Consider the following 25,620-nt stretch of genomic DNA (forward strand, 5'->3'; position numbering starts at 1 on the left):
ATAAAGCCGATTGCAAGCGTCAAAATATACTTGAGTATATTACGAAACAAGCTGCTCGTAGGCAACTAAACAAAGGAAGTAGTTTGCGCCACCGTCAGCTACCCCAAAATGAGTAAAATGTTGCAATAGCATAGCAAAAAGCTTCCCCACGCAACGCAGGTAAACGCATTGATAATTAATTTAAACCACAGCGTATAACTATTTGATACTCGACTAAAGTTTGAAAAAATTACCACCTTGTAGGTATATTTACATATATAATCAACGTATAACAACGAGACAAACTGCCGCTAGATTACGCTGTAATTTAATATTTAACTAATAACGGCCGCACAGACGCTTAGCTACACTAATTTAAAAATCAACAGCTTAAATTAAGAATGACTATATCTAGTTTAGCGATGGTCTAAACTCTAACTTGATGAGTAGTTAATCAATAAACCCATAGTGCCAGTTTATAAAGCGTTAACTGAGGATTTTGTATGAGAAAGAATTTACCGATAACCAACAACGAAAAAACCTTCTCAGCGGACAGTAAGCTTATCTCTGTTACTGACTTAAAAGGCACCATTTTAGAATGCAACGACGCCTTTGTTGCGGTAAGTGGCTTTGATAAAACGGAACTGGTTGGTCAACCACATAATACTATTCGTCACCCAGAGATGCCGGCACAAGCTTTTGCTGTAATGTGGTCTTATATTAAAGCGGGTAAGCCGTGGATGGGTTTAGTAAAAAACCGCTGTAAAAACGGCGATTATTACTGGGTAGATGCTTACGTAACCCCAGTGACCCAACAGGGTAAAGTGGTGGGTTATGAATCTGTGCGCTCCTGCCCAACCCGCGAAGATGTGGCGCGTGCCGAAGCCTTATATGCCAATATAAATGCAGGTAAAAAAACGTCAGCAATAATTCAAATTACCGCGCCGCAGCTATTACTTGGTTTAGCCGTTGTGGTGTCAGCAGCACTGTTTATCAACGATTATCGCACCTTAGCTGAGGTCGCCTTTGCTAGTTTTATTGGCCTTTATATTCTTATTAGCACTTATCGTAGTAAAACCAACTTATTCAGCCTTACTAAACTATTAACGACCAGTTTTACCGATGATTTAGCTACTAAAACCTATACTGATGCTAGCGGTGATCTGGGCAAATTAACGGTGGCTATTTTAAGTCAGAAGGCGCATTTAGGCACGGTTATTTCTCGAATTGAAAACGCGGCTAAGCATGTTGCTAGCGAATCCGACATTGGCCATAAGTTAACGCTAAAAACCTGTGAAGAAATAGAACGACAGCAAGCTGAAACTTTCCAAGTTGCCACCGCAATGAACGAAATGACCACCACTATTGCCGAAGTAGCTAAACATGTATCAGAAACCGCAAACCATGCTGAAATTGCTAACGAGTTGTCATTGCAAGGCAACCAAGTTGCCGAAACAACTCGGCAGTCTATTCACCGGCTTAGAGACACCGTGGCTAACATTGCCACCTCGGTAGCTGAAGTATCAGAGCAAACCGCACTGATTGCTCAAGCTGCGCAAATTATCGAGCAAATTGCCGACCAAACAAACTTATTAGCGCTTAATGCTGCAATAGAAGCCGCCAGAGCTGGCGAGCAAGGTCGAGGCTTTGCGGTGGTTGCAGACGAAGTGCGAAACTTAGCTAAACGTACGCAAGAATCTACCCGTGATATCTACACTATTGTAAAAGCGCTGACTAGCAAAGCACACAATGCGGTAGACACCGCCAATTTAGGGGCAAAAGCCGCCGATGACGGTTTAGAGCAAGTGGTGCAAAGCGGTAAAATGCTAAGTGGTATTACTAACGCCGTTGAACAAATTGCCCATATGGCGACGCAGATGGCGGCAGCTGTTGAACAGCAAGCGCATGTCGCTGATGATATTAACCGCCAAGTTGTTAATATTTCTGACTTAGCAAGTACCAGCTCCGCGACAGCAAATCACACAACAGATTCTATCACCTTGCTTAAAACTACCGCCGATGAGCTACATGAACTTGTTGTACGTTTTAAACAATAACTGAGATGCGCACTATTGCCGTGTTTTATTTAAGGAATGTGTAATAAATGCGAGCTTTTTTATACAGTAAAAATATATTCCCGCTATTTTTTCTGGCTCTAAGCGCGATAGCCGTTATCGCGCTATCAATTGTTATGCAATTTTTACAATTACAGATTGTGCATTTATGGGTAACCCATCTAACTCTAGAATTAATCTCGGTATTTGTCGCAATTTCGGTTGTCGCCGTTATTTTTCAGCGCAAAGATCCGGACAAAAGTAGCTTTAGTAATACTATTGTGTTCGGTTTTAGCTGTATTGCTTTACTCGATTATTTTCATACTCTGTCTTATCCCGGTATGCCTAATTTATTTACTGCTAGCTCGCCGGAAAAAGCCATTGTCTTTTGGCTATTTGCGCGCAGCATTGAGCTACTTACCTTTATCGCCATCGCTTTTAAACTGAAGCTAAAAGGCCGCAAGCTGAACTGGCTTTTGGCTGCCATTGCATTAAGTACATTGATATTTTATATAAACATTTATCATTCTCAGCTGTTACCACCCACCTTTGATCCCGCTACCGGCGTGACTGACTTTAAAACCAATGCCGAATTTAGCTTCTTTATCGGTTATGCATTATTAACCGGGTTGTATTGGTATCAATATACTCGCAGCCACTTTAGCCAACATCTGTATTTTGCTGCAGCCAGCTTTGCAATGGCACTATGCGCATTAACGTTAACTCACTATCTAACCACCTCAGACTTTGCCCTGCTACTGGGGCACTTATTTAAAATCGTATCCGCAATATTTATTTATATGGCTATTTATTGGCACGAAATAAAACGCCCGTACCAACTCGCTCACATTGCCGAACAAAAAACCGATAAAAAAGAATTAGAACTGCAAACTATTTTAGAAAGTATGCCGCTAGGTGTCGTACGTTTTGATCAATCGTTAAAGCTGCTATATACCAATAGCTTTGCAAAAAACATGTCGCATATTTTTAAAGGTTCGCAAGTTGATCAACATCTCTCTGACGTATTTCCAGCAAAGATCGCATCACTGTGGCAACAACATTGCGTTCAAGCACTCTCTGGTAAAAAAGCCGAGTTTTATTACGATTATATTTTTGCCGAAAATGTACAGGTTTATCGCGAAATTATTATTGTTCCTGAAATAAATCTTGCAGGGAAAACCGACACTATTCTTTGCTTAGTCATTGATTCATCAGAAAAAGAGCATGCCAAACGTAAAGAATTAATAGCACTACGTGAAACAGAAAAATTAAGGCGAGCGCTAAACGAACACGCCATCGTCGCTTATACCGATATTCGTGGCATTATTACCTCGGTTAACGATAAGTTTTGTCAGATCTCTCAGTACTCACGACAAGAGCTAATTGGCAATAGTCATCAGCTCATTAATTCAAAATACCATCCCCGAAGCTTCTTTAAAGACATGTGGCTAAGCATTAGCACCGGTAAAATTTGGCAGGGTGAAATATGCAATAAAGCTAAAGATGGTAGCTTGTACTGGGTAAATACTACCATAGTGCCATTTTTAAATGACCGCGGAAAACCAGAGCAATATATTGCTATTCGCGCCGACATTACCGAGCGCAAATTGGCCGAACAAGAAGCTCTGCGCCTAGCTTATTATGATGAACTCACATCACTGCCTAATCGACGTTTATTAAAAGAACAATTAGAGCGTAGCATTAACAACAGTGAACCTAATACCGCGAATGTTCATGCTTTACTGCTTATCGATTTAGATAATTTTAAAGATGTAAACGACTCGTTAGGCCATGCTATGGGCGACGAACTGCTAAAACAAGTGGCTATGCGCCTGCAACACAGCACCTATGCAAACCAAACGATTGCTCGGCTAGGTGGCGACGAATTTGTAATTTTAATTGCTAACTTAGCCACCAGCAAACAAGAGGCATCGATTAAAGCCGGCGATCAAGCAGAGCATATCCGCGTAGCCTTATCCGAGCCCTATACGCTTGAAAACGAAATAGTCTCGGTTACACCCAGTATTGGCGTTACCTTGTTAGATAGCACAGTATGCGATGCGGCAGAGTTTTTAAAACAAGCCGATATTGCCATGTATCAATCTAAGGCTCGGGGTAGAAATCAAGTTACCTTCTTTGACCCACAGCTACAATTTGCACTAAACCAACGCAACGACATTTTACGCGAGTTGATCCACGCTACAGATAAACAAGAGCTGATACTTTACTACCAACCTATATACAACCAACAGAAAGCAATAGTCGGTACAGAGGCCTTAATTCGCTGGAACAACAGCCAGTTAGGCATGGTACCGCCAGATCAGTTTATTCCGGTTGCCGAGCAAGCCAATCATATTCTTGTAATTGGTAATTGGGTTTTACATACCGCCTGTCAGCAATTACAACAATGGGCTAGCGATAAACAGCGTGCACACTGGACTATTGCGGTAAACATTAGCGCGAAGCAGCTACAACAAAAAGATTTTGTCGACATAGTGACAACCGCACTAACACAATACCAGGTGCCGCCACAACGTTTAAAGCTTGAGATAACAGAAAGCATGTTGCAGGAAGATGTTGATAATACTATTGCAGCAATGAGCAAACTGCGTGAAATAGGCGTACGCTTCTCATTAGACGATTTTGGTACTGGCTACTCTTCACTAAGCTACCTAACCAAATTACCCATAGACACGCTGAAAATTGACCGCTCTTTTGTTGATAATATGATTAACAGCAAAGAAGACACCGCCGTTGTAAAAGCGATACTGTCATTGGCTGCCAGCTTAAAGTTAGAGGTTGTGGCCGAAGGTGTAGAAACCGCAGAGCAAATGGCGTTTTTAATTAGCGCCGGTTGTCAACATTATCAAGGTTATTTACTTAGCAAGCCGTTACCTATTGAACAGCTACTACTGCTCGACAGCTAGATATACCAAGCTAGGCATAGCGAGAAAGGCCTAGTTGACCAGTTCAATACAATCTATTGGGCACACCGCAATGCAAGTGGGTTTATCATAAAAACCCACACACTCAGTACAAAGCTCAGCAGCCACCTGATAATGCTGTTCGCCTAAACTAATTGCATCGTTTGGGCACTCTGGCACACACATATCGCAATTAATACATGAAACGTCTATTAGTGCAGGCAATTTCGCCCCTATAATGCTCAAAGCGGTAAAAAAAGTAGTATGCTTATTCAAACACATTACCGTTAGCATAGGTTTGATCTCTATCAACAAGGTCGACAGCAACGAGTATAAAGGAGCTGGAAATGTATAAAATAATCAGTTTATGCGTATTTTTAATTATGGCTTTTGTTAACTTAGCCAGCGCAAGCACTGCAGATTTAACGGCCATTTCTTTAAAACAATTTCCAGAGCTCTCAACAATAAACTTAAGCGCCGTGCCGGCGAATAAACCGTTATATATTAAAATGTGGGCGACCTGGTGCAAACCCTGTATGGAACAGATGCCGCATTTTCAACAGCTTTATCAACAGTATGGCGATAAAGTTAACTTCGTTGCTGTTAACATTGATATTAATGAAAAACCCGAAGAAATAGCCAAGGTTATTGCTCGCTTTGGTTTAACCATGCCAGTTTGGATAGATGATCAAGGCAAGCTAGCGCTAGAGTTAGGCCTTGTTGGTACGCCGTTTTCTGTATTAATGAATAGCCAATGGCAACAGGTTTATACTAGTCACGAGTCAGATAATGTATTAGACGGCTTTATACAGCGTTTAGCGCAGGGACAAAATTTAATTGCACAAGACGGCGAAAAAGCCAGCCCAGAACAACAGCAGCAGCTAGTTGCCCCCTACCTTAACGGTGAGCAGTATCTATTTTTTACTGCTACTTGGTGTGATTGGTATTTGGCCGAATCTCGTCCTGACATGTCAAAAAGCTGTATTCAAGCGCAGCAGCAACTAAACGCCATAGCGCTGCAATTGCCGAACAGCAACTGGCATGGCATTGTTAATAATTTATGGACAGATCAACAAGCGCTTACTGATTTTAATCAGCAGTATGCAATGAAAGTACCCTTTAGTATTGATAACAGCGGTGCGCTATTTCAACATTTTAACGTGCGCAGTATCCCAGTATTATTAAAACTAAAAGACGGCAAGGTGTTAGCTGAAATTAAAGACTTTTCAAACCCTACCGCCGTTATACAACAGCTACAGCAGTTACAGCGGTAACTGCTTAATCAGCATCGCGTACTGTAAATCTATCGTTTGCGGTAGATGTACTAATAACTGATAGCAGGCACCTGGCGCCAGCAGTATATCGTGATGCTGGCTGTCTTTTAACCCCGTTAATTTAAAGCTGACATTGCCGCTCGGTGTCATAACCAGCAAGCTGTCGCCTACGGCAAACCGGTTTTTCACTTCAACTAAGGCATAGCCTTGTGCGTCTTGCTGGCCGATAAACTCTGCCACTAATAGTTGCTCACCAGCGCTGTGGCTAGTGTCATAATTTTGCGTATCTTGCGGTTTATGGCGGCGTAAAAAGCCTTCGGTAAAACCGCGGTTTGCCATGCCCTCTAATTGATACAACAGGTTGGTATCAAACGGCTTGCCTGCAGCGGCATCGTCAATGGCTTGGCGATACACTTGCGCCGTGCGAGCGACATAATAGGGCGATTTAGTACGGCCTTCTATTTTTAACGAACTTACGCCCATCGCGGTTAATGCAGCTACCTGTTCAACACCACGCAGGTCTTTAGAATTTAAAATATAAGTACCATGTAAATCTTCATCAATGGCCATCAGCTCGCCAGGGCGGCCTTGCTCTTCTAATAAAGCCGGTGTACTAATGGGCTTAAATTGCCCTACTTCATCTTTTTCAGCGCTATGAACCTTATACGGCCAGCGACAACTATTAGTGCAAGCACCCTGATTAGGATCGCGCTTATTAATATAACCTGACAACAAACAGCGCCCAGAATAGGCCATACACAGTGCGCCGTGAATAAACACCTCAAGCTCCATATCAGGCACGTGGCGACGAATTTCGGCTATTTCATCTACTGCTAGCTCGCGCGATAAAATAACTCGTTCAACGTTGTGGCTTTGCCAAAACTTTACTGCTGCCCAGTTTACCGTATTGGCCTGCACCGATAAGTGCAGTGCCATTTTAGGGAAATGCTGCTGTAATAAATAAATAACACCAGGGTCGGACACAATTAGCGCATCGGGCTTTAGTGCCACTACGGCGGCCATGTCCTTAACAAAGTGCGTAAGTTTGCTGTTGTGCGGCGCAATATTTACCACTACATAAAACTTTTTATTAAGTGCATGGGCTTCATCAATACCGGTTTTTAGGCTGGCTAAATCAAAGTCGTTATTGCGCACCCGCAAGCTGTAACGGGGTTGCCCCGCGTATACCGCATCGGCGCCATAGGCAAAGGCTAAGCGCATGGCTTTTAAACTGCCGGCAGGAGAAAGTAATTCAGGTTTAAACATGGCTAACGGCTCACAAGATAATACAGCGCGCTAGTGTAGCGCGCGTAACAAGCTGGATATTGATATGTCGCAATACTTAGTTAGTCAGCATAAGGTTCATGCTATTAACATTGCACTACGGCAGCTTTTACCGACGATTTTAAACCTGCGGCAAAATTATTAAGCCGCTCGGTTCGGCTATCGCTAGGCAACACGACCTAAATTATTAAGCTGGGGTTAGCGTGCAATGAGGCAAATAGACAATCACCAATATCAGAAATAAACGGCACCGTTAAGCTACCTTTACTCAGCTGCTTATCAAGCTGTTGCACTACAGAAGTAGCACTTAACGCCTGAGCCTTTGGTTGGGCTTGGTTTAACTTGGGTATTAAGGCACTAAAGGGGGCTATTGGCTGCAATAGTAGCGCCTGTAGTAACGGCTTTAACGCAACATCGGTATAATTCTCTTTGCCAATAACTAATTGCTGCTGTCCTAACTCAATTAGCTTTTCTGCTGGGAAAAATTCGGCATTAGCAGCAAAGTTGCTATCAGTTTTAATTACGCCAATTTGTAATATTAGATCAGCCTCTCGCAATAACTGTGCTGGGCGCGTATCGGTTTTATCTAAAAACACACCTTGGTATTGCGCCTGTTGTTGGTTAAAGCAGGCTCGGCCCATTAAAGTACTAACAAAAGGGATATTAAGCTTCGCCGCTAAGGCTTCTAGCTCAGCTACAGCACCAAAACGACGTACATCAACACCGGCCAGAATAACTGGATTTTGTGCGTAATTTAATTGTTCTGCTAAATGCTCAGCCGCTAGCGTAAGCGCTGCAATATCAGGTTGTGGCGCAGTGTACATAGCGGCAACTGTGGTATTAAACAACACGGCATCGCGAGGTATTTCAATTAACACCGGTAAGTTTTGCTCTTTCGCGGTTTTAAACGCCAAGCGAATATCGTTACCAGCGCGCTCTGGGTTATCTAAACGCACTTGGCAGGCTGTTATTTCTCGATAAATATCACGCTGCGAGTCAATGTGTTTTGCTTGGTGATGAATTTGTAAACCGCTATTAATTTCAGCCACACTTGGAAACCCAGCAATAACCACTAAGGGTACGTGTTCAACATAGGCTTGGGCTACCGCATTAACCGCATTGAGGGCGCCAGCGCCATAAGTAAGCAGCACAACTGACGGATTATTACTAATACGCGCCGCGGCATCAGCGGCAAATACCGCCGAGGGTTCATGACTTAAATAGTACAAGGGTAACTGATTTCGCTGCTGTAATTGTTCAAACAACGGCAATACAAAGTCACCTGGAATACCAAACAACTGTTTTACACCAAATAAGTCTAGCTCTTGCAGCAGTGCGTCGACCAATAACATAAACATCTCCGTTTTATTCAGTGCGAATAGACCAAGCGATTTTAGTATTGGTATATATAACAAAATTGCCCCGCAATAATACGGGGCATAAGGGGTATAACTAAGGCGAGGTATTAGTCGGCTATGCGCACAACGTCAATTTGCTTTAACCAGCGCACATGGCGTGGGCCAGTGCGTGTATCTTTGCTCGACACCATAGCAATGCGACCTTCAAAGTCGTTTAATGGCAAACCATCTTTTTCAAAAAACACCAGTACGCCCTCGCCTATTGGTGAGTTAAATTCAATACCGCTACTTTCAACACGACCAATATTTTGCATCTGCGATAAAATGCCAGACACGTTGGCTACCGCTTGAATTTTGTCGCTAACATCACTAAAAAATATCGCTGCTTCTAACAGGCTGTTTGCGTCGAACTGGTGCTGATAACCTAGTTCGTAATTAGTTGCCTGCTCGGGCTGCAAATTAGGGTTTTCAATAAAACTACCCAAACGCTGTGAATAACGATCTTTTAAGCTAGGTAAACGAGTTTTTGCCGCTATAGTACTGTACAGACGGGCATTATTGCCTAAATCGTAAAACAAACCGAACTGGCTGTCGGTGGCACTTTTTGCCTTAGGTAAGCTATAAAGATTACCGTCGTTAAACACCGCATCGGGTGTTAACTTGTGGTACGACAGCCCCACTGCTAGCAATAAGTTGTCGGTTAATGTCAGGTTGTCTTCGGCCGCGATTGAAAACAGCGTATCTTCATATTCTGTATTAAGATGGCCTGTAGCGTCTGTTTCTTGGTGTTTATCGGCTTTATAGTGGCTAACTACACGCAGTTGATGGTTAGTTAGCCGTAACGATTCTAGTATTACCGAGCCGCCTAGCGCCGTATCATGGTAAATACTGCGGCCGCTACCAACACTGCCTTTACCTTGGCTTTTAAGTTTGGTGTAAGTACCGTCAATAAATGAGGTCACTTCGTTATCGTAGCTGTCGTGATACGCCCTAACCGTTAAGGTTTCTAAACTGCTTAGTTTAGTGCGGCTAATAAAGTACGCGCCTTCTTTATCCCAAAATGGCCATTGCCAGTACCTAGCATAGGCCGGCTCTGCTGATGGCGGCTGGCCTTTTTCGCCTTGTTGACGGTACACACTTAGCGAGTATTCTTCACCTTCCGACGGTAAATAGCCTAATTTAAATGACAGCTTTGAGTCGTTATACTGGCTATTATCACGCACGCCGCCATCTTCGGTAGCCGTTGGCGTAAAATCATCTGATAACTTAAAACCGTTAGCATCATTAAATGATGCTCCACCTTGCACATACCATTTACCCTGACGCGAACCTAGATTAACTGCCGCTTGGCGTTGCTGCACAGCACCTATACCTAGCGTTGCATCTGCCTCAAACGCTTGCTGGGGTTTACGCGAAATAAGGTTAATGGCACCGCCTAAAGCATTTGGCCCGTATGCAACCGAGCTAAAGCCTTTGGCCACCTGAATAGCGGCTAAATCAGCGGTGGTAAAACGGTTAAAATCGATATAGCCGTCGTAAGGCACGTAAACCGGAATACCATCTATAAATAGCGGTACTTGGCGCGAGTCGAAGCCGCGCACGGTGATCAGTTTTTCGTTACGCGAATTTTGGCTTAACGTAATACCCGATAATAAATTTAATGCATCGCCCACATTATCACGGCTAAACTTACGTATTTCGTCACTACTTATACCTTAGTATATTGCGATTTACGGCAAATAATGACAACGCTACCGAAGTGATAGCGCAGCTAAGCAAAAGTTACTCACTTTAGGGTATATGACAAAGGAGATAATTTAAGGTCGACATAAGAGAACCGATTTGCGCTAAGCCAACCGGTTTATTTAATCGCATGCAGTTTTTAAAGTTTGATTAGTCGTCGGTGCCTAAAATAATATGCGAGGCTTTAATCAGCGCCAGCATATTATCGCCAACTTTAACCGCCAATGTTTCTGCGCTTTGATTAGTAATAATGGCGGCCAAAACATTACCGCCGCTAAGCTCAAGCACGACTTCAGTATTTACTGCACCTGGAACAATACGGCTTACCTTGCCAACAAACTGATTGCGTGCAGACGTTTTAATACTTTCGCTGCCTGATGCCAAAATTACCCAACTGGATTTAATTAAGGCATACGCTTTGCTACCCACGGCTAAGCCCAACCGCTCGACACTGTCTTTGGTGATCACAGCACACAAGGTATCACCACCTGAGAGCTGTAAAGTAACTTCAGAATTTACCGCACCATCAATTAAGTTGGCCACTTCACCATATAAGGTATTACGGGCACTGGTTTTCATATTAAACCTCTTAAAAACACTATAGCTATCACTAAGATCTGACTGATTAAGCTGCGCCATAAACTGTTGCTGGGCTTTAGCAATAACAGAAAAACGTTGTAACAGCTGCTGGCCACTATGGGTTAACTCAGCACCACCGCCACCTGAACCGCCTTGGCGAATAACCACTAGTGGTGTCTCAGTCAGGTTATTGATGGCGTCGATTGCATCCCACGCGCCCTTATAGGTCATGCCAATGGCCTTAGCTGCAGCGGCTATACTGCCGGTTTTGGCTACCGCATCAAGAAGGGCTAAACGCCGAGTAGAAATATCGCCATCGCTTGAGGTGTAACTTAGCGGTGCAACAAAATTGCCGGTGAGGGTATCGCTCAAGTGGGGCTCCTAATTAACAACAGCTTTACTCAAGGCCGCTTAGCGCAGCATGCTAGTGAAAGGTAAAATACTCACCATTTCAGCAGCCGGTAAACTTGCGCTGTCGCGTTCTAATACAATGTAACAATTAGCATTAGCGATTGAACTTAACATGCCAGAACTTTGTGCACCTAAGGTTTTCACTTTTAAGCCATGCTCATCTTGCCAATACCAACCACGTTGGTAATCGGCCCGTCCCGGCTGCTTTTTCAGGCTTACTGCACACTCGGCCTGTAACTTCGCTGAAGTAAAATTTTGCGCTTCACCAGCGAGCTTACGCAACACAGGCTGCACTAATTGCTCTAGTGTTACTACCGCTGCAACAGGGTTGCCTGGCAAACCAAAAAACCAGCAGTTATTAAGCTTACCAAACGCAAAAGGTTTGCCCGGCTTAATAGCCACTTGCCAAAAATTAATTGCACCTAATTTATTTAACGTTTGTCGCGTATAGTCGGCATCGCCAATTGATACGCCTGCGCTGGTAATAAGCACATCGGCTTGGTGCATAGCTTGGCTAAATGCGTGTTCAATTAATGCAGGGTCATCGGCTAGTAAACCTAAATCTACTAGCTCAACATCTAAGCGTTGCAACATTGCCGCCATAACATAACGGTTACTATCGTAAATATGGCCATCAGGTAGCGGCTGCCCTGGTGCTACCAGTTCATCACCGGTAGAAAATATTGCCACCTTAAGCCGGCGCTTTACGTTAACCTTAGCAATACCTAAAGACGCCAGTAAGCCAATGTCAGGCGCGCGTAATCTATGCCCGGCATGAAATACACTTTGCCCTTGTTTAATATCTTCACCCGCGCGGCGCACATGTTCAGCTAGGTCGGGTAAGATCTGACACAAAATGTGCACACCGTCTGCCGTTTGTTCTAGCTGCACTTGTTCTTGCATAATAACGGTATCAAGCCCCGCAGGCATTACCGCGCCAGTAGTAATACGAACACAACATCCGTTAGGTACTGGCTGAGTAAACGCATGCCCAGCTAAAGCCGTACCAACAACTAACAACGGCTGCCCTGGCGTAACATCAGCCACCCGCAGCGCATAACCATCCATTGCCGCATTATCATAACCTGGCACATTAAGGCCTGATAACACATCGCTAGAAAGCACGCGATCCAACGCCTGATTTAGCACCACCTCATCAGTCTGTGCTATCGGCGTAACCGCGGTTAACATCTGCTCAATGGCGTGTTCAACACTTAACATGGCATTGGCGGCAGGCTTAGACATTAAGCTTTAACTCCCTGCTGGTTCACCATCCACACCGCAGCCTCTACTCGTGAGCGCAGCCCGAGCTTTTTCAGTAAGTGCTTAACATGCACCTTTACTGTGCCATCAGAGATATTTAATTCGCGGGCAATCAGTTTGTTACTCATGCCTTTGGCAATAAAGCTTAAAATCTCATATTCGCGGTTGGTTAAGCTATTAAGCTCAGCCGATGCTTTAGGGGCTGGCCGGCGCAATGCGGTGGCTAATACTTGAGTTACCGCTTCGCTTAACACCATTTTACCGCTCAGGGCGCGCTGAATATGTTCAAGTAACACCTCAGGATCGGTATCTTTTAGTAAATACCCGTCGGCGCCGTTACTAATGGCATTGACGACGTCTTCATCGGCGTCAGAGACCGTTAACATTACGATACGTGAGGTCACACCTTCATCACGCATTTTCTTTAGCGTAGCAATGCCATCCATACCCTGCATATTTAAGTCGAGAATAATTAAATCGGGGTCTAACTCTACGGCAAGTTTTATTGCATCAGCACCATTACTCGCTTCGGCAACGACCTCTAAATCGTCCTCCAGCGCGAGTAGCTGTGTTAAACCTTTACGTAATAACGGATGATCATCCACTAACATAATGCTGGATTTTTGTTCTAACATGTTTTACTCCAAGACTAAACAGCGCATACCCTTGCTATTAGCTTACAATACCTAGTGTGAAACTTTGATATAAATCAGGTAATAGGCTTGTTATTTTTTTACTGCATCCGAATACATTGCACATTGTCTGTTTATTTTAAACAGCATAGTTAATTGTTTTATATGACTTTAAAGATAAAAACCGCTTAAGAGTACTCACTTTTAGGTACTCACAACTATCTAACTGGCTTAAACAGCTAACTCCGAAGATACATTGTGACACTGGCCGCTGCGCTGCATAGTTTGGCTAATTAATTTAGTCATCCTAACCGGAGTTAATTATGTCTGACCTAAAAAAATGGCAACCAGAAGATGAAGACTTCTGGCAAAGCCAAGGCAAGCGCATCGCAAGCCGAAACTTATGGATCTCAATACCCAGCTTACTCTGTGGCTTTGGTGTTTGGATGCTATGGAGCATTTTAACTGTACAAATGCTTAACGTTGGTTACCCGTTTAGTACCGCTGAGTTGTTTACTCTAACCGCTATTGCCGGTTTTACTGGTGCGACCTTACGCATACCCTCAAGCTTTTTTGTCCGGTTATGCGGTGGCCGATACACACTATTTCTTACCACCACATTGTTACTCGTGCCTGCGGTAGGCACCGCGCTGGCGCTAAAAAGCATTGATACGCCGTTGTGGGTGTTTCAAATAATGGCCTTATTAGCCGGTATTGGTGGCGGTAATTTTGCCTCATCAATGTCAAACATCAGCTTCTTTTATCCGAAAAAACAACAAGGTTTAGCCCTAGGTTTAAACGCAGGCTTAGGAAACTTTGGCGTAACCACGGTGCAGATTTTAGTGCCTATTTTTATGTCTTACGGCGTATTTACATTTTTAGGTGGCGGCGAGCCAATGGAACTGCTCAAGCCAAGCGGCACAGTAACAGGTACTATTCCTGCAGGTACAAGCACGTGGATCCAGAACGCGGGCTTTGCTTGGTTAATTACTTTAGTACCGTTAGCTTTTGTACTTTGGTTTGGTACGAATAATATTCATACTGAAGAAGTGACACCCAAATTACCTAAAGCCATCACCGCTTTTAGCATTATTTTAGCCATGTTAAGTATCGGCTTTTTAACCTCTATTATCGGTTTGTGGCTAATTTTGCCTGCTTCAGAAAACGGTTCAGGCTTTGGTATTCCGAAAGAAATTGTGCTGCTGTTAGTGTTATTCGGCACAGTCATGTTATTAAAGCTGTTACCCGGCACAATCCGCAGTAGCCTTGAACGTCAATACCGCATTTTTAACAATAAACATACCTGGGTTATGAGCATCATGTATGTGATGACCTTCGGTTCTTTTATTGGTTTTTCCGCTGCATTTCCGTTAGCCATTAAGGTTATCTTTGGTTACAGCCATATTATGGTTGACGGTGTAATGACTCACAATACCACTAACCCGAATGGGCCAAGTGCATTAACTTACGCCTGGATAGCACCGTTTATTGGGGCGTTAATTCGTCCGGTTGGCGGCTGGGTTGCTGATAAAGTAGGTGGTGCCTTGGTAACACAAATTTGTGCCGTTATTATGATTATTTGCGCACTAGCAGCAGGCCACTATATGCAGTTAGCCTATCAGTCAGCCACGCCTGAGCAATACTTTGTGCCGTTTTTCTTAATCTTTTTAGGCTTGTTTGCGGCTAGTGGCATTGGTAATGGCTCAACCTTTAGAACTATTGCCCTAGTATTCCCCAAAGAGCAAGCCGGCCCAGTATTAGGTTGGACTTCAGCGGTAGCCGCTTACGGTGCGTTCTATATTCCACAAGTGTTAGGTGAGCAAATTAAAGCCACTACACCTGAGTATGCGATGATTGGTTTTGCGATATTTTATAGCCTCTGTTTGCTAGTTAACTGGTTCTTTTACTTGCGTAAAAACGGTGAGTTTTATAATCCGTAATAGGCTAACTGCAGCGCTATAATATAAAACACAACGGAGGCTAATGCCTCCGTTGTTTTGTCACCGTTTCATGGTTTTAATATTGCTAATTTATGCGGTTTTTTCTTGCTGTAGGTATTCTGGCGTAAAGTAAAAATATACGCCGGTGCCGCCTTCTTCTCGCCGCCTAATGTCAATATCACCACCTAAATGCCGGCTACGCTCTTGCATAATAGCTAAGCCGTAGTGGTTTAACTTTTCGGCCGCTTCTGGAATACCCACGCCGTTATCTTCAATAGCTAATGCCACCATCTTGTCGTCTTGCTGATACAGTTTAATCAGTATTTCGTCACCCGAGCTATGATGCACCGCGTTTTGACTGGCTTCGCGGATAATTTGTAGCAAGTGAATTTCTTCATGTGGCGTTAGCGGGATATTTAACAGTTGATAATCTAATTGAATATGCATTTTTGACTGCTCAGTAAGCTGCGTTACCGTAGTTTGCAATGCACTTAATAAACCCGAGCCATCTACTTTTAGTCTAAAAGTGGTTAATAGTTCTCGTAGTTGTCGATAGGCTGCATCTAAACCTTGCTTTAACTCGGCTGACACATCGTTAATCGTCAATTTATCTTCTTTTTGTATCGCTTTATTTAAGCGTGTTACCTGTATTTTTAAGTAAGATAAAGCTTGCGCTAACGAGTCATGTAATTCACGCGCTATTACTGTGCGTTCCTGCATTAAGGCAAAGCGCCGTACTTGCTCTTCTTCCGATTTCAAACTCAGTGCCAATGCCAGCTGATCAGCAACTGAAGACAACATACGATGTTGCCAAGGCTCTAGGCTATTGCCCGCCGCAACGCGTGCCACCAACACACCATAGCGTTTACGTTCACGCTGCAGGACAAAATGATAATCACTGCTAAGACAGTTCTCGGTAGTCGCGCCGGTTAAACAATCATTACAGCTCGTTTTGGCACAGGCTTCATCATCAGTGTCATCCGGCAACACTTGCATATAAGGCTTGTTACCGTCCTCAGTAAATAAGCACAGCTCTAAATCAGCTATTTTAACTACCGTTTTTAATTCCGTAATAATATGTTGAAAATCAGTACTGTCTGGTGCGTGTTCACTGATGCGTTGCGAGGTGTTATACAAAAAGCGTAATTTTGTATTGGTATGCTGCAGTACTTCGGTTTGCTCTTCTACCCGCTTTTCTAAATTGCCGTACATATAGGCGATGGAATCGTTCATTTTATTAAAACTATGTGCCAAAGCGCCCAGTTCATCGTTATTTTCTACGGTAATACGATGGGTAAAGTCGCCCATTGCAACCTGCCTAGCACCTTTGGTTAATTGCGCTAACGGCTCTTGCACCATGACTTTTAACCAGTAAATAACGATTGCCGACAGTAAAACAGTTACCAATAATGCGGCTAGCTGTAAGGTACGAAAACTACGTATTTTTTGTTCGGCATCGTGCTGAATGTCACTAACCAGTATCTCTAATAACTCTAGCTGACGCTGCAACGCGGGCTCTATTAGCGCAACATCTATTGGCTGGCGTAATAAAGGCTCGCTTTTTAACCAATGCTGATGGGCCAGTTCAAACTGGCGCATTACCGCAGCATTATGTAAAAACCGGTTAAACACCGGATGTTTCCAACTTTCGTTATAATGTTTCCGTGCTTTTTCTAGCTCTATCGGATCATCTTGCGCGGCTAGCCAAGCTAAGCGATAACTCTGCATTCGCAGTGAACCAGCAACATTAACCGCATAAGCATCGCTGTCGGTGCGTTCAGATAACCAATACGACACTAATAAAATACCGATGGCTAATGACACAATAAATGCTAAGGCAATATTAATCCGAGTAACGATAGAAAAAGGTCGCATAGCTGCTCCGTTACTATAAACGCTGTAAGCATACCCGCTTATGTTACAGATAGCAGGTCAAACCACAGAAATTCTATGTTGCAACCTTAGCTACCCCTTTTTATCTAGCCTAACAATCAAGCGCCACACTGCCTACCCACTGTGGGTAGGTGGGTCATGCCAAGCCCGCTTTTGCGCCAATTCCGCCCTACCACCTTTTAGGTATTTTCTTTTTATTTCAATCATTTGGCGCTGTGGCGAGGTTGATCCAAATCAAGCATTATTATGCAGTAATTTCTATAGTGTATAAATCTAAAAGCAAAACCGTCTGTTCATGCAAGAAAAGACCAGGAGTTAACCATGAGTCACCTTCTCGATAAATTGCGCTTTTTCAAAACGCGCAAAGAACCGTTCGCCGACGGCCACGGTGTTACAACTAATGAAGATAGAACCTGGGAGCAAGGCTATCGCCAACGCTGGCAGCATGACAAAGTTGTACGCTCAACCCACGGTGTTAACTGTACTGGCTCATGTAGCTGGAAAATTTATGTTAAAGACGGCCTAGTAACCTGGGAAATGCAACAAACCGATTACCCGCGCACTCGCCCTGATTTACCTAACCATGAACCGCGTGGCTGCCCACGTGGTGCTAGCTACTCTTGGTATATCTACAGTGCCAACCGCTTAAAATATCCTAAAATGCGTAAGCAATTAATGAAGCTATGGCGCGAAGCTAAAGCCGTACATAGCGACCCAGTAGCAGCGTGGGCGTCTATTGTTACTGATCCGGTAAAAGCTAAAAGCTATAAAGAGCGCCGTGGTTTAGGTGGTTTTGTTCGCGCTAGCTGGGATGAAGTAAACGAGCTAATTGCTGCATCAAACGTATACACCACTAAAGAATATGGGCCAGACCGCGTATCAGGCTTCTCGCCTATTCCGGCTATGTCAATGGTGTCTTATGCCGCGGGTGCACGTTACTTATCCTTAATTGGTGGTAACTGTTTAAGCTTCTACGACTGGTACTGTGACTTACCACCGGCCTCACCCCAAGTATGGGGCGAACAAACTGACGTTCCTGAATCTGCTGACTGGTATAACTCAAACTATATTATTGTTTGGGGTTCAAACGTACCGCAAACCCGCACTCCTGATGCGCACTTTTTAACTGAAGTACGTTATAAAGGCACCAAAACCTGTGTTATTACACCGGACTATTCTGAAGCATCAAAATTTGGTGATACCTGGTTAGCGCCGCGCCAAGGTACAGATGCCGCCTTAGCGATGGCATTTGGTCACGTTATTTTAACTGAATTCCACGTTAAAAACCCCAGCACCTATTTTACTGACTACATTCGTCGTTATACCGATATGCCGATGTTAGTTATGTTAGAGGAGAACGACGGCCGCTTAACCCAAGGTCGCTTCTTACGTGCTGCCGACTTAGTTGACAACTTGGGTGAAGAAAACAACCCAGATTGGAAAACCATTGGTTTAAATAAAGATGGCCGCTTAACTAGCCCGAACGGTGCTATTGGTTATCGCTGGGGCCAAAAAGGTAAGTGGAACTTACAACAAGAAGATAAAGATGGCGACGTAGAATTACACTTATCGTTAAAAGATAACTGTGATGAATTTGCCGATGTTGGCTTTCCGTATTTTGGTGGCGCACCACACGAATATAAATATTTCCAACATACCGCACACAACGATGTGCAAATGCGGAAAATTCCGGCTAAACGCGTACAGTTAGCCGATGGCACTAGTGCCTTGGTTGCTACTGTTTATGACCTAATGCTCGCGCATTATGGTGTTGATAATGGTGTTAATGACCCTAATCGCGCCACTAGCTACTTAGATGACATTCCTAATACACCAGGTTGGCAAGAAGCTATTACAGGCGTTAAACCTGAAGACGTTATTCGTATTGCCACCGAGTTTGGTCGTAATGCCGATAAAACCCGTGGTCGCTCTATGGTGATAGTAGGTGCTGGTTTAAACCACTGGTATCACATGGACATGAACTACCGTGGCATCATTAATATGCTAATGATGTGTGGTTGTATTGGTCAAAGTGGCGGCGGTTGGGCTCACTACGTTGGCCAAGAAAAACTACGCCCGCAAACCGGCTGGACGCCACTGGCCTTTGGTCTTGATTGGCAGCGGCCACCGCGTCATATGAACGGCACATCCTTTTTCTATAACCATTCAAGCCAATGGCGTTATGAAAAACTGAATATGACAGAAATCATTTCACCTTTAGCTAATAAAGAGAAATGGTCTGGCAGTATTATTGACTATAACGCCCGCGCCGAGCGCATGGGTTGGTTGCCGTCTGCACCACAGTTAGGCACTAATCCATTAAAGTTAGCTGCAGAAGCTAAAGCTGCAGGTGTTGAAGTTAAAGACTATGTGTTACAGCAATTAAAAGATCGCAAAATTAAATTTGCTTGTGAAAACCCTGAAGATCCAAAAAACTTCCCACGCAATATGTTTGTTTGGCGCTCGAACTTATTAGGTTCATCAGGTAAAGGCCACGAATATATGCTTAAACACTTATTAGGCACTAAACATGGCTTATTAGGTAAAGACTTAGGTGGCTTTGGTGGTAATAAACCACAAGACGTAGAATGGACCGAAGACGGTGCTGAAGGCAAAGTAGACTTATGGGTAACGCTAGACTTCCGTATGTCAACCACCTGTTTATATTCTGATATCGTGTTACCTACTGCAACTTGGTATGAAAAAGACGATATGAACACCTCGGATATGCACCCGTTTATTCACCCATTAACTGCCGCTATCGACCCAGTGTGGGAAGCGCGTAGTGACTGGGAAATATTCAAAGGCATTGCCAAGGCATTTTCAAAAGCCAGTGTCGGCCACTTAGGCGTAGAAACAGACATTGTTACTGTGCCGATGAACCATGATACTCCAGCAGAATTAGCCCAACCCTATGGCGTTAAAGCCTGGTGGAAAGGCGAATGTGAAGCTATTCCTGGTTTAACCATGCCGCATATCAATACGGTTGAACGTGATTACCCCAATACTTATGCTCGCTTTACCTCAATTGGCCCATTACTAGAAAGTAAAGGTAACGGCGGTAAAGGTATTAGTTGGGATACGAAAGATGAAGTTAAGTTTTTACAGCAATTAAATCGGGTTCATACCGACGAAGGTGCTAACAAAGGCATGGCAAAAATAGACACTGCTATTGATGCCTGCGAAATGATTTTATCTTTAGCGCCTGAAACTAACGGTCAGGTTGCGGTTAAAGCGTGGCAAGCGTTAAGTGAGATTACTGGTCGCGACCACACGCATTTAGCCTTACCCAAACAAGATGAAAAAATTCGCTTTGCCGACATTGTGGCACAGCCACGCAAAATTATTTCATCACCTACGTGGTCAGGTTTAGAAGATGAACATGTGTCTTATAACGCCTGTTACACCAACGTGCATGAGTTAATTCCTTGGCGCACCATTACTGGCCGTCAGCAGTTTTATCAAGATCACGAGTGGATGCGTGACTTTGGTGAACAGCTATGTAGCTACAAGCCACCTATTAACTTAAAAACTGTTGCACCGGTATTAAATAAAAAGCCCAACGGTAACACCGAAATTGTGCTGAACTTTTTAACGCCACACCAAAAGTGGGGTATTCACAGTACCTACTCTGACAACTTACTGATGTTAACACTGTCGCGTGGTGGCCCAATTGTCTGGATCAGCGAAATTGATGCTAAAGCCGCGGGTATTGTTGATAACGATTGGATTGAAGTGTTCAACGTTAACGGCGCCCTAGCCGCTCGTGCTGTAGTGTCACAACGAGTACCTGAAGGCACCAGCATGATGTATCACGCTCAAGAACGTATCGTTAACATTCCAGGCAGCGAGCAAACAGGCACTCGTGGTGGTATCCATAACTCGGTAACTCGCGCCGTTATGAAGCCTACCCACATGATTGGTGGCTATGCGCAACAGTCTTATGGATTTAACTATTACGGCACTGTTGGTTGTAACCGTGATGAGTTTGTCGTGCTGCGCAAAATGCACAACGTTGACTGGCTAGATACGAAATAAGGTTGGAGTAAGCAATATGAAAGTTAGAGCCCAAATTGGTATGGTGCTGAATTTAGACAAATGTATAGGTTGTCACACTTGCTCCATTACCTGTAAAAACGTCTGGACCTCGCGTGAAGGTGTTGAATATGCGTGGTTTAACAACGTAGAAAGTAAACCTGGTATTGGTTTTCCTAAAGAATGGGAAAACCAAGAAAAATGGAATGGCGGCTGGGTACGTAATAAAGCTGGCAAGTTAGAGCTAAAAATTGGTGGTAAACGCCGTATTTTAGCCAATATTTTTGCCAACCCAGATTTGCCAGAAATTGACGACTATTACGAGCCGTTCGATTTTGACTATCAACACTTACATACCGCCGGTGATTTAAAGCACCAGCCGGTAGCTCGCCCGCGCTCGCTTATTACTGGTAAGCGCATGGAGAAAATTGAATGGGGCCCAAACTGGGAAGAGATTCTTGGAACGGAGTTTGCCAAACGTAAAGCCGATACTAACTTCAACGAAGTAGTCGAAAAAGACATTTACGGTCAGTTTGAAAAGACCTTTATGATGTACTTACCGCGCTTATGCGAACACTGCCTTAACCCAGCTTGTGTTGCCGCTTGCCCGTCAGGTGCCATCTATAAACGTGAAGAAGACGGCATTGTATTAATAGACCAAGACAAATGCCGCGGCTGGCGTATGTGTGTATCGGCCTGCCCGTACAAAAAAATCTACTACAACTGGAAAACCGGTAAGTCAGAAAAATGTACTTTCTGTTTCCCACGCATTGAAGCTGGGCAACCCACAGTATGTTCGGAAACCTGTGTTGGCCGTATTCGTTACTTAGGTGTGTTGTTGTATGACGCAGATAAAATTGAATCCGCAGCCAATACACCCAACGAGAAAGACTTGTACCAAGCGCAAATTGATATCTTCTTAGATCCGCATGATCCAGAAGTTATTGCCGCAGCGAAAGCCGAAGGTATTGGCGATAACTGGATCAAGGCCGCACAGCGCTCGCCAGTGTATATGATGGCAATGGAATGGAAAGTTGCCCTACCATTACACCCAGAATATCGCACCTTACCTATGGTGTGGTATGTGCCACCACTGTCACCTATTCAAGGTGCAGTGCAAGCTGGGCATGTTGGTATGAATGGCGAAATCCCAGATGTGAAATCACTGCGTATTCCGCTACGTTATTTAGCCAATATGCTCACTGCTGGTGACGAAGCACCCGTAGCCCGTGCTTTAGAGCGAATGGTGGCGATGCGTGCTTTTAAACGTGCGCAGCAAGTCGACGGTGTTGAAGATGCCGATGTACTAGCACAGGTCGGCTTAACGCCGGTTCAAGTTGAAGAAATGTATCGCTACATGGCTTTAGCTAACTACGAAGACCGGTTTGTTATTCCAACCAGTCACCGCGCCTATGCCGAAAACGCCTACGACATAAAAACCAGCTGTGGCTTTAGTTTTGGTAATGGTTGTGGTGATGGTAATAACGACGTCAACATCTTTGGCTCTAAAGCCAAAGCGGTTCGCCAAGTTATTCCTGTAGAACTTAAGGATTAAAGCAGATGAAAATTTTTCAGGTTATATCCTTACTATTAGATTACCCAACGCCAGCATTGGTTGAAGCGCAAGCCGATTTATTAGCAATCGTTAGCGAGTCCACTATTAGTGCCGACCTTAAAAGCAAGCTAAGCGAGTTTATTCAAACTCGCTGCGCTAGCGACTTAATGGACTGGCAATCGGATTACGATGGCTTATTTGAACGCGGCCGCTCGCTGTCATTGCTGATATTTGAGCATATCCACGGCGAGTCACGCGATCGCGGTCAAGCTATGGTTAATTTACTTAACCAGTATAAAGAAGCCGGTCTAGATTTAGATAAAAAAGAGCTGCCCGATTACATTCCGCTCTACCTTGAGTTTTTATCAACGCAAGGTGAGCTAAATGGCCAAATCGGTTTAGAAGAAATTGCGCCTATTTTAGCTGTGCTAGCCTGCCGAGCTGAGCAACGAGAAACAAATTACGCAACACTGTTTCATACGTTATTAGCCCTGTCAGAAGCCGAAGTAGATTTACGCGATATTAAAGCGCAAATTTCTAACGAGCAGCGCGACGATACGCCAAAAGCCTTAGACAAAGTGTGGGAAGAAGAGATGGTTACCTTTATGGGTAACGATCAAACTGATTCTGCCTGTGGCAGCGGCAATAAACCAAGCGAAACCCAGCGCAAAGATCAATTCATTCCGCTTAGCACTGACGAGCTTGGTTCTGAACTATTTAAAGAAGCCGCAAACCCGCGCGCTTAAGGAGCATATGATGGCACACCTTAATTTGTTTGCCTTTGGTATTTACCCGTACATTGCCATAGCGGTCATGTTTATTGCTACTTGGATCCGCTACGACCGTGAGCAATACACTTGGAAAACGGGCTCAAGCCAATTGCTGGAAAAAAAGCAATTGCGCCGCGGTAGTATTCCATTCCATATTGGTATTTTAGGTATATTTTTAGGTCACTTTGTCGGTTTATTAATGCCGGCGAATGTTTGGCATTTATTTGGCATCACGCCAGGCATGAAACAAGTGATCGCGGTAGTTGCCGGCGGTATATTTGGTTTAATTTGTTTTTATGGTTTAACCATTTTAATTAAACGTCGGCTATTTAATCCACGTGTTCGCGCCAGCAGTGGCACTATGGATATCGTGATTTTATTCCTGCTGTATGCGCAATTAATCTTAGGCTTAATCTCTATTACCGTGTCGCTAGGTCATATGGATGGTGCAGAGATGCTGAAATTAATGGCATGGGCACAAAATACCGCCACCTTTAATAGTACCGCCGCCGTTGCCGCTATTAGCAACGTTCACTGGATATTTAAATTGCACGTGTTTTTGGGTATGACAATATTTTTAGTATTCCCATTTACTCGCTTAGTGCATATGTTAAGTGTACCAGTGCAATACTTTACGCGTCAGCATCAAATTGTGCGGCAGCGTTTTGTTCGCTAAGTGGTTGTAAGCAATAGCAACAAGCTCTAGTGCTAATCTGCTAGGCAGCACATCACTGCCTAGCACGATAGGCCGCTATATTAGCCAGTAGAGGTTTATATGATTCAAGTTAACCACACCACCATACCCGAAGCCACGGTAATGGCAGAAGTGCAATATCACCCCGCTGCCAGTAAACGCGAAGCCACGCTAAAAGCCGCAGAGTCTTTAATTATCGGTGAGTTGTTTCGCCAGCGCGCTAAAGCATTAGGTATTACTGTAAAAAGCGAGCTAAACATTGCCAGCGACGATAACTTCTTAGATGCGTTAATCGAGCAAGAAGTGCATATTCCCAAAGCCTCTGATGCCGAGTGCGAGCAATATTACAACTTAAACCCACAGCGTTTTCACAGCTCGCCACTATTAGAAGTTAGCCATATTTTATTAGCCGCCGCGCCTGAAGATCACAAAGGCCGCATTGAAGCGAAAATCTTGTCTGAGCAAATTATTGAGCAATTACAACAAGGCGCCAGTTTCGCCGAGTTAGCCAAGCACTACTCTATTTGCCCGTCTAAAGCCACCGATGGTAGCTTAGGCCAAATCAGCAAAGGCCAAACCGTATCAGAGTTTGAACGGCAAATATTCACCGCCGAACCCGGTTTAATGCCACAAGGTGTAGAAAGCCGTTACGGTATTCACGTAGTGTATATCGCCCGCAAAGTAGCCGGTAACTTACTACCCTACAGCGCGGTAGAGCTTAAAATTGCTGAATACTTAAATGAAAAAGTACGGCGTAAAGCCGTAGCGCAGTATATTCATACGCTAATTGTTAACGCCGAAATTGACGGTTACGACTTTAACTTATCAGACTCACCGTTAATGCAATAAAACATTGTTAAAATATTAAACGGTTATCAAAGCCAGCAGTTAAATGCTGGCTTTTTGTTTTAAGGCGTTTAGCGGAAACAATTTAATGATGATATAGCACTTGCAAAAGCTGGGGATCTATCTAATTTACTATCCGGAATTAGTTGACCATTACAATTAGGTTTCAGCACATGAAGAAATGCCAATTAGTATTGAACAAGAATAGCGTTAGCCTAATAGCTATTCTTTTATTGTGGGCCAATAAGTCGCTAGCAATGCAACCTTGCCCATTGGGTACTAGCCCGTGGGGCGCATTTAACATTGGCTTATTGGTTTTATTTGGCATTATTGCAACTGCTTTACTTGTCACCTTTTACAAAAAAGTAACGGCTGCAACCGGCACC

General features: G+C 43.9%; 17 protein-coding genes. 9 read left to right on the forward strand and 8 right to left on the reverse strand.

The genetic code is table 11. The annotated features are described in order from the left end of the window. Positions 1-482: 482 nt before the first annotated feature. Positions 483-2,036 carry a methyl-accepting chemotaxis protein gene (locus tag MN199_RS07425; protein ID WP_335738934.1) on the forward strand — a complete coding sequence of 518 codons (1,554 nt, stop codon included), beginning with the start codon at positions 483-485 and terminating at the stop codon, positions 2,034-2,036. A gap of 47 nt (positions 2,037-2,083) precedes the next feature. After that, positions 2,084-4,960 carry a bifunctional diguanylate cyclase/phosphodiesterase gene (locus MN199_RS07430; protein WP_335738935.1) on the forward strand — a complete coding sequence of 959 codons (2,877 nt, stop codon included), beginning with the start codon at positions 2,084-2,086 and terminating at the stop codon, positions 4,958-4,960. 30 nt (positions 4,961-4,990) lie between these two features. Here MN199_RS07430 and MN199_RS07435 read toward each other — a convergent pair whose 3' ends face one another. Beyond that, positions 4,991-5,251, reverse strand: a complete 261-nt coding sequence (locus MN199_RS07435) for a YfhL family 4Fe-4S dicluster ferredoxin (RefSeq protein ID WP_335738936.1) — start codon at positions 5,249-5,251, stop codon at positions 4,991-4,993. Positions 5,252-5,304: 53 nt separating this feature from the next. Here MN199_RS07435 and MN199_RS07440 point away from each other — a divergent pair, with 53 nt between their 5' ends. Next, positions 5,305-6,231 carry a redoxin family protein gene (locus MN199_RS07440; protein WP_207903061.1) on the forward strand — a complete coding sequence of 309 codons (927 nt, stop codon included), beginning with the start codon at positions 5,305-5,307 and terminating at the stop codon, positions 6,229-6,231. Here MN199_RS07440 and trhP read toward each other — a convergent pair. The 6 genes from trhP to narL all read right to left on the reverse strand — a co-directional run bounded on the left by trhP (position 6,220) and on the right by narL (position 13,504). Beyond that, positions 6,220-7,497 (reverse strand): prephenate-dependent tRNA uridine(34) hydroxylase TrhP, encoded by a 1,278-nt coding sequence (trhP, locus tag MN199_RS07445; protein WP_335738937.1) that lies wholly within the window; start codon positions 7,495-7,497, stop codon positions 6,220-6,222. The two genes, MN199_RS07440 and trhP, sit on opposite strands and share 12 nt — an antisense overlap. A gap of 197 nt (positions 7,498-7,694) precedes the next feature. Next, complete coding sequence (locus tag MN199_RS07450; protein WP_335738938.1) at positions 7,695-8,867, reverse strand: thiamine pyrophosphate-binding protein; 1,173 nt, start codon at positions 8,865-8,867, stop codon at positions 7,695-7,697. Positions 8,868-8,980: 113 nt separating this feature from the next. Continuing rightward, positions 8,981-10,585, reverse strand: a complete 1,605-nt coding sequence (locus MN199_RS07455) for a TonB-dependent receptor plug domain-containing protein (protein ID WP_335739195.1) — start codon at positions 10,583-10,585, stop codon at positions 8,981-8,983. Between the two features lie 181 nt (positions 10,586-10,766). Continuing rightward, positions 10,767-11,567, reverse strand: coding sequence for a TOBE domain-containing protein (locus tag MN199_RS07460; RefSeq protein WP_335738939.1), 801 nt, complete (start codon positions 11,565-11,567; stop codon positions 10,767-10,769). Positions 11,568-11,606: 39 nt separating this feature from the next. Then, positions 11,607-12,851 carry a molybdopterin molybdotransferase MoeA gene (moeA, locus tag MN199_RS07465; protein WP_335738940.1) on the reverse strand — a complete coding sequence of 415 codons (1,245 nt, stop codon included), beginning with the start codon at positions 12,849-12,851 and terminating at the stop codon, positions 11,607-11,609. Further along, the gene (narL, locus tag MN199_RS07470) at positions 12,851-13,504 is read right to left on the reverse strand and encodes a two-component system response regulator NarL (RefSeq protein ID WP_335738941.1); all 654 of its coding nucleotides are present in this window, start codon (positions 13,502-13,504) and stop codon (positions 12,851-12,853) included. The genes moeA and narL overlap by 1 nt, the downstream gene beginning before the upstream one ends. Positions 13,505-13,824: 320 nt before the next feature. Here narL and MN199_RS07475 point away from each other — a divergent pair, with 320 nt between their 5' ends. After that, positions 13,825-15,441, forward strand: a complete 1,617-nt coding sequence (locus tag MN199_RS07475) for an MFS transporter (protein WP_335738942.1) — start codon at positions 13,825-13,827, stop codon at positions 15,439-15,441. 90 nt (positions 15,442-15,531) lie between these two features. Here MN199_RS07475 and MN199_RS07480 read toward each other — a convergent pair whose 3' ends face one another. Next, positions 15,532-17,316: an ATP-binding protein gene (locus MN199_RS07480; protein ID WP_335738943.1), complete on the reverse strand. Its 1,785-nt coding sequence runs from the start codon at positions 17,314-17,316 to the stop codon at positions 15,532-15,534. Between the two features lie 339 nt (positions 17,317-17,655). Here MN199_RS07480 and MN199_RS07485 point away from each other — a divergent pair, with 339 nt between their 5' ends. From MN199_RS07485 to MN199_RS07505, 5 genes are all read left to right on the forward strand, one after another. Continuing rightward, positions 17,656-21,372, forward strand: coding sequence for a nitrate reductase subunit alpha (locus tag MN199_RS07485; RefSeq protein WP_335738944.1), 3,717 nt, complete (start codon positions 17,656-17,658; stop codon positions 21,370-21,372). Positions 21,373-21,388: 16 nt separating this feature from the next. After that, positions 21,389-22,924 carry a nitrate reductase subunit beta gene (gene narH / locus MN199_RS07490; protein ID WP_335738945.1) on the forward strand — a complete coding sequence of 512 codons (1,536 nt, stop codon included), beginning with the start codon at positions 21,389-21,391 and terminating at the stop codon, positions 22,922-22,924. A gap of 5 nt (positions 22,925-22,929) precedes the next feature. Continuing rightward, the gene (gene narJ / locus MN199_RS07495; protein WP_132583974.1) at positions 22,930-23,670 is read left to right on the forward strand and encodes a nitrate reductase molybdenum cofactor assembly chaperone; all 741 of its coding nucleotides are present in this window, start codon (positions 22,930-22,932) and stop codon (positions 23,668-23,670) included. Between the two features lie 10 nt (positions 23,671-23,680). After that, positions 23,681-24,370 (forward strand): respiratory nitrate reductase subunit gamma, encoded by a 690-nt coding sequence (gene narI, locus MN199_RS07500; RefSeq protein ID WP_132586771.1) that lies wholly within the window; start codon positions 23,681-23,683, stop codon positions 24,368-24,370. Between the two features lie 99 nt (positions 24,371-24,469). Continuing rightward, positions 24,470-25,237, forward strand: a complete 768-nt coding sequence (locus tag MN199_RS07505) for a peptidylprolyl isomerase (RefSeq protein ID WP_335738946.1) — start codon at positions 24,470-24,472, stop codon at positions 25,235-25,237. The last annotated feature ends 383 nt before the right edge of the window (positions 25,238-25,620 follow it).

This window comes from Rheinheimera metallidurans (genome assembly GCF_036983985.1).
Classification (GTDB): domain Bacteria; phylum Pseudomonadota; class Gammaproteobacteria; order Enterobacterales; family Alteromonadaceae; genus Alishewanella; species Alishewanella metallidurans.